Annotated in this window: 5 protein-coding genes and 1 pseudogene; 2 read left to right on the forward strand and 4 right to left on the reverse strand. The window is 65.4% G+C overall.

Annotated features, from left to right (window positions below; translation table 11 throughout):
* The first annotated feature begins 6 nt into the window (after positions 1-6).
* Positions 7-1,029: an ABC transporter ATP-binding protein gene (locus AC4CS3_RS22935; RefSeq protein WP_490785379.1), complete on the forward strand. Its 1,023-nt coding sequence runs from the start codon at positions 7-9 to the stop codon at positions 1,027-1,029.
* 24 nt (positions 1,030-1,053) lie between these two features.
* Complete coding sequence (locus AC4CS3_RS22940; protein WP_490785380.1) at positions 1,054-2,280, forward strand: amidohydrolase family protein; 1,227 nt, start codon at positions 1,054-1,056, stop codon at positions 2,278-2,280.
* 313 nt (positions 2,281-2,593) lie between these two features.
* On the opposite strand, the gene AC4CS3_RS22945 is transcribed toward AC4CS3_RS22940, so the two are convergent.
* From AC4CS3_RS22945 to AC4CS3_RS22960, 4 genes and pseudogenes are all read right to left on the reverse strand, one after another.
* Positions 2,594-3,913, reverse strand: a complete 1,320-nt coding sequence (locus AC4CS3_RS22945) for an MFS transporter (protein WP_490785381.1) — start codon at positions 3,911-3,913, stop codon at positions 2,594-2,596.
* 134 nt (positions 3,914-4,047) lie between these two features.
* A complete protein-coding gene (locus tag AC4CS3_RS22950) occupies positions 4,048-5,466 on the reverse strand; it encodes an FAD-binding oxidoreductase (protein WP_490785383.1) in 1,419 nt (472 codons plus the stop codon).
* 54 nt (positions 5,467-5,520) lie between these two features.
* Positions 5,521-5,991, reverse strand: a pseudogene (locus AC4CS3_RS22955) (GNAT family N-acetyltransferase); the annotation flags it as partial.
* Complete coding sequence (locus AC4CS3_RS22960) at positions 5,960-6,454, reverse strand: SRPBCC family protein (RefSeq protein WP_490785382.1); 495 nt, start codon at positions 6,452-6,454, stop codon at positions 5,960-5,962. The pseudogene AC4CS3_RS22955 and the gene AC4CS3_RS22960, both read right to left, overlap by 32 nt.
* Positions 6,455-6,836 lie beyond the last annotated feature (382 nt).

Raw genomic sequence — 6,836 nt, forward strand, 5'->3', positions numbered from 1 at the left:
CCCATCATGGACACGCAGGCAATTCTCCAGGTGGAGAACCTCCAGAAGCATTTCCCCATCAAAGGCGGGCTGCTCTCCCCCAAGGGATCCAAGACAGTCAAAGCGGTCGACGGCGTCTCCTTCAGTCTCGCCCGCGGCCGGACCTTGGGACTCGTGGGTGAGTCCGGCTGCGGCAAGTCGACCACCGGACGCATGGTCGCGCGGCTCATGGATCCAACCGGCGGGAGGATCCTGATCGACGGCGCGGACATCAGCCAGCTGGGCGGCCGCGATCTGTACAACTTCCGCCGCAAAGTACAAATGATCTTCCAAGACCCTTTCGCCTCGCTCAATCCACGTCAAACCGTGGGCACGGCCATCGCGGCGCCAATGCTGGCGCAAAAGATCAACCCGGCCAGCGGCCTCAAGAACCGGGTCAAGGAACTCCTCGAACAAGTGGGCCTCAAGCCCGAGCACTACAACCGTTTCCCGCACGAGTTCTCCGGCGGACAGCGCCAGCGCGTGGGAATCGCGCGGGCTATTTCGCTGAACCCCTCCGTGATTGTGTGCGACGAGCCCGTATCCGCCCTCGATGTCTCGGTGCAGGCGCAGGTGGTCAACTTGCTGCAGGAGATCCAGCGGGACACCGGAGTGGCATACATCTTCATCGCGCACGATCTTTCCGTGGTCCGCCATATTTCGCATGAAGTGGCAGTGATGTACCTCGGCAAGATCGTGGAACAAGGAGCCCGGGAGGAATTGTTCCGGGAGCCCCGGCATCCCTACACGCAAGCACTCCTGTCCGCCGTGCCTTTGCCGGATCCCCGGGCAGCCCGCCAGCAGCAAAAGATCCGGCTCCGGGGAGATCTGCCCTCGCCGGCAAACCCACCCAGCGGTTGCGTCTTCCGCACCCGGTGTCCGTTGTTCGGCACCCTGGGCGCGGAACAGCAGCAACGCTGCATCAGCGAAATCCCCCGACCAGCCAGCGCGGCTGCCCCGGCCTGCCATCACGCAAGCCTGGAATCTGCAGCTCTCGCTGGTGTGCAATAGATCCAACATCAAAGGAGCAATACATTGAACACCCTGATTCGCGCCGTCCGCCCCTGGGGACAAGCATTGAGCGACGTCCTCATCACGGACGGCAAGATCACCGGCGTCGAAGCCCATGACCCGGCGCGAGCGGTTCCTGGCAACACCGCCGTCGTCGAAGGCCGCGGCCGCCTCCTCGTGCCGTCGTTCTCGGACGTCCATGTGCACCTGGATTCCACCCGCATCGGCCTGCCGTTCCGCGAACACACCGGCGGCCCCGGGGTGTGGACCATGATGATGAACGATCGGCAGAACTGGCGCAACGCCGAGGTTCCACTGCAGGAACGGGTCAACAACACCCTCGGACGGATGATCGCGCGCGGCACCACGCGCGTCCGTTCCTATGCCCAGATCGACGTCGATTGCCGCCTTGAGCGTTTCGATGCCGTGATGGCCGCCAAGGAGCAATTCAAAGGCCACGCCGACGTCGACATCATCGCGTTCCCGCAGGCGGGACTCCTCCTCGAGGACGGCACCGTGCCCCTCATGGACCAGGCACTCAAGGCCGGCGCCAACGTCATGGGCGGAATCGATCCTTGCAGCCTGGACCGCGACCCCGCCCGCCATCTGGACATCGTCTTCGGACTGGCCGAAAAGTACCAGGTCCCCATTGATATCCACCTCCACGAGCCCGGCGAGCTCGGCGTCTTCAGCACGGACCTGGTCATCGAGCGCACCCGCGCCCTGGGCATGCAGGGCAAGGTCACCATGTCCCACGCCTACCAGCTGGGCAGCGTCTCCGAGGCCACCACGCGCCGCCTCATCGACGAGTTCGCCGAGCTGGACATCTCCATGGCGTCCGTGGCGCCGGGCTCCGCCGGCGTGGCGGGCCAGCTGCCCATCCCGCTGCTCGCCGAAGCCGGCGTCCGGATGGGCTTGGGCGAGGACGGCCAGCGCGACTACTGGTCCCCCTACGGCAACACCGACATGCTCGACCGCACTTGGCAGCTCGCTTTCACCCACGGCTTCCGCAAGGACGAGCTCATCGAGCACTGCCTCGCGATCGCCACGGTAGGCGGCGCCAGCATCCTTGACCCGTCCGCCACCCGGCTGAAGGGCACGGCACACCGCCCCGGCGTCGAGGTCGGCGACACCGCCGAACTCCTGCTGCTCGACGGCGAAACGGTCGCCTCCGCCGTCATGGACCGCGGCACCGACCGCACTGTCATCCACCGCGGAAAGGTCGTGGCAGAGCAGCTCGAACTCGTCTAATTCCGCACAAAAAGGCCGGTCCCTCGTTGGGGGACCGGCCACTTTCTTGGTTTGAGTGTGTCGAAGGACGACGACAGCGTATGCCCAACTAGTCCCCGCCGCCACCCTCGCCTCGCAAGTCCCCGCCGGCTCCCAGCCTTCGCAAGCTCAGGCAGGGACCCTCGCCGGCGGGGCCCCCCGGCCAGGGAACCCTGGCGGCGTGGGCCCGCGCATTTGTTGTCGTTATCGGGGCTCATAACGACAACTACTGCAAGTCAGATGGGCCGAGTGGGGGGCACGTGCGTGGTTTGGTTTGCGCCCTGCCCCCCCTTGGCTAGCGCCCGACGACGGCGGGCTCGCCAAGGTGCTCCATCCCGGCGGCCGCCACCGACACGGCGGGCCCGCGCACGGCGAGGAAACCGGCCACCGCGAGCAGCACCGCTTCCGCGGCCAAGACCCAGAAGGGAACGTCCCAGCCGCCGGACCACTCATGCAGGAATCCCGCCCCCAACGGCCCCAGGGAGGCCAGCGCGAAGCCCAAGCCCTGGCTCATGGCGGATAGGCTGCCAGCGCTCTCTGGCCCTGCCGAGCGGATGACCACCAACGCCATTCCCAGCCCGAAGCCGGCGCTCTGGACGATCCCCAACAGGCCGACCATGAGGAATTGCAAAGCCACGGGCGCAGTCAAGACTCCTATCAAAGCCGCCGAGACGAGAAGTCCGAGGCCAGGAGCCATGACCTTCAGAACCGCGCGACGCCCAGCGAGAACGGGAGCCAGCAGGCTCGCGGGCAGCCCTGCGACGCTGAACCAAGCCAGGAGCCCTGCTGCGTCGGCCCCCGCCTGGCCCTTCGACACCAAGAACACCGCGAGCCACGAGGTAACGGCGAAATACAGCATGGCTTGCAGCCCGAAGAATGCGGTCACGGCCCAGGCCGTCCGTTGCTTCCGCAGCGGAATGGTGCCGGTTTCCCGCGTGGCGACGCCCGCCGTCGTCGTCTCCTGTAAACCAGCGCCCGACGCCGCTCCGCCGGTTCCGCCGGTCTCGCCGGTCCCGTCGGGACGCCGGGCTGATTGACCGGCGCGGCGGATCAGCGCGGCCCCTAGCAAGGCGGGGACGGCCCAGACGGCCAGTGCCCAGGCGAGGCTTCCGCCGAGCGCTTGCTGCAGCGGCTGGACGAGCCCGGCGCCGAGCGCCGCCCCGAGCCCGAAGCCCATGGTGCACAGCCCCGTCCACCATCCGGTACCGCGGTTTGCTTTGACGATCTGTGGCACCAACACGCTGGCAGTCATGATGGATGCTCCTGCCAGGAACGTTCCGGGCAGCAACAGTCCGGGCACGAGCACGCGGATAAGCAGCGCGGCGGCCAATGTCAGGAGTGCCGCCGCAACAGCCCTGCCGGTGCCCAGGCGACGGGCCAGCCATGGACCGCAAGGAGCCGAGACGCCGAACGCTAGTACAGGCAAGGCTCCGAGCAGCGGCAACAAATGCGCGTCGAGTCCGAACCCTGCCTGCAGTTGCCCCATGGTGCCGGCGATCGTCGTAATGGCAGGACGGAGGTTGATGGAGACAATCGCCAGGGCAACGAGTACCCACGCGGTCCTCCGACCGGCCTTGGCGGAACTACCGCGGCGCGGCGGCTGTTCTTGTCCCATTGATTGCCTCCCTGGAGTCTCAATTTGGTATACCAAATAAGATTATGGGCATTGCGAATCAAAGTAAACTGGCGTGAAAATCGCAGCTATGTGTGACGCGAGATCTTGACGATCTAATTTGGAATACCAACGGTCTAAATGGCCTTGCCAGGGTTGAGGATTCCGGCTGGGTCGAATAGCTCCTTGATTCGATGCTGCAACTCGCGGATGGGCCCGGGCTGCTCAAGGCCGAGCCAGCGGAGCTTGTACTGCCCCACCCCGTGCTCGCCCGTGATGGTTCCGCCCATCTCCAGCGCGGCATCGATGGAGTCGTCGAGGGCCTTGTTGAGGCGGGTCATGGCGTCCGCGTCCACTTCCATGTCCACCCGGTCCACCCAGAAGGTGGGGTGCAGGTTGCCGTCACCGGCATGGGCCACCACTTTGAGCCGGACATCGTGGGTAACGGCCATGGCCTCGAGCGCGGCCACGTAGTCGACAAGCCGTGACCTCGGAACGGCGACGTCCTCGCCCACCCGGTATTCGTTGTCCACTTCGTCGCCCCGACTCGAGCGCCGCATCTCAATGAGTCTCTCGGCTTCCGCATTCGATTCCGCCGTCACTGTGGCGCCGCCGGCCGCGAGCACTTCCCGCACCAGCGCTGCCTCCGCAGCAGCTCCGAAACCGTCTGTCTGGATCAGCAGCAGCGCCTGCCCACGTTCTCCGAGGTCCGAACCGTACAGTTCGTCGAGCTGGGCCAGCGTACCGGCGTCGAGCATTTCCATGATGGCGGGCTGAACGCGCGCCTTTCCGACCGCAAGGACTCCCGCAGCGGCACCGCGGAAGTCCGGATAGAACGCCGCCATTGTCTGAACCTCGCGGGGCAGGTAGCGCAGGCGCACCGTCACGCCCACCACGATTCCCAGGGTGCCCTCGGAGCCCACAAACAGTGCCGTGAGATCGTATCCGGCCACGCCTTTGAAGGTCTGGTGCCCTGTGTGGATGAGCGAGCCATCGGCCAGGACGACGTCGAGCGCCAGCACCGAGTCCCTGGTCACGCCGTATTTGGCACAGCGCAAGCCGCCGGCGTTCGTGGCCACATTGCCGCCGATCGTGGACATTTTGTAGCTCGCGGGATCCGGCGCGTACATCAGGCCGTGTTCAGCCGCGGCGGCGTTCAGGTCAGCGTTCACCACGCCAGGTTCGACGACGGCGGTCTCATCGTCTGCGTTGAGCAGCAAGATGCGGTTCATGCGTTCCAGGCTGAGCACGATGCATCCGTGGCTGGCATGGGCGCCGCCGGAAACCCCGGTGCCGGCGCCGCGCGCGACAATCGGAACCCCGTGCTTGGCGCAACTGCGCACCACGTGCTGCACGTCTTCAACGGATTCGGCGAACACCACTGCAAGGGGCAACTGCAAGTCCAGGACTGGTCCTAGGTCTGCCGCATAGCTCGTGCGCGTGTGTTCGTCGACGGCGACTTGCCCCGGAGTGAGGGCGGCCCGTAGCTCATCGACGAACTCGTGAGGGCCTTTGCTCTGCTGGATCTGCCCAGAGTGCGGAATCCGTCGGGCCATGACGATCTCCAACCTCGCTTTGTCCTGCGGATACGGCCGGCTTGCACCGGTGTATTCAAATCCATGCCGCTCATAGAACGCCTTCGCGCGGGCGTTATCCTCGTGGACCCCCAGTTCGATCACGCCGGCTCCAAGCTCGGCGCCTGCTACTGCGCAAGCTTCATCAAGCAACTGGTCAGCCAGGCCCAAGCCTCTGTGTTCAGGTGCAACGTAGACGCTGATCAACATGGCTTGCAGAGCCTGGGAAGGATCCTGCGGCTGCTTGACGACCACGCGCATGAGTCCACTGATCCGGCTACCGTCAGTACCGTCATCCGCCACGAGGGTGATGCTTGAGTCGCTCGACATCGTGGCTGCGCGCTCTTGCCATTGAGTGTCAGTCTGGCGCCGAGCGGCCGCGAGGCTCTCGACGTAGGCCATCGGGGTGTCCGACAGCATCTCCAACCGGACGTCGCGAAGCAACCGCCAGTCAGCCGCTTGCAGCCGACGGATTCTATTCACTTCCGCCGCCCATGAATCGGACATAGCGCTCAAGAACTCCAGGCCAGTCAGCGGCGTAGTCTGCACGAGTCTGCGCTGGGTGTTCGGCGCCTTCCCAGCCGTCGTGCACCAGGCGAACTTCAGTACCTCCGTCAACGGCCCGGAAGGCCACTCGAAGTTCCGTAGACCACATCGCGGTACGCCCCGGATACCAGCTCGCATGGAAGGACAACGGCGGCTGCCAATCGTCGATCGTCCCCCATATCGAGGTACGTCCGTCATCAGCAGTCTCCAGGATCAAATTCTCCTCGAACTCAACGTGCGAACCCGCCCCGTAGACGCTGTGGTCCTCCATCGGCCACCAAAGATGCGGGTGATCAGTGAAGCCCATGAAAGCGTGCGCCACCGGCGAAGGCACGACGACGGTGCACACTACCGGGTCCAGCTCACCGGATTGCTCCGGCTGGGGTTCGGAGTCCGGCGCGAGGTGACTAAAGAGGCTCTCCATGTGCACCAACTTTACCGCCCAGCGAAGCGCCCGACTCCGGCCCCAACCCGCTCCCCCTCAAACGCCCGCTCACATATAGGGGGTTCCGGCGGGACGCCCGCTCACAAATAACCGGTTCCGGCGGGACGCCCGCTCACAAATAACCGGTTCCGGCGGGACGCCCGCTCACAAATAACCGGTTCCGGCGGGACGCTCGCTCACAAATAACCGGTTCCGGCGGGACGCTCGCTCACAAATAAGGGGTCCCGGCCGGGCGCCGGCTCATTGCTGCTGAGGACGGGTCGGGGCTGGGGTCCGGTCCGGCTCGAGGGTGAGCAAGGGTTGGCACCGACCCCGTTATATGTGAGCCGGCGTTGGTGGAAACCGGGTGATAGGTGAGCCG

Source organism: Arthrobacter sp. SE2 (assembly GCF_058244265.1).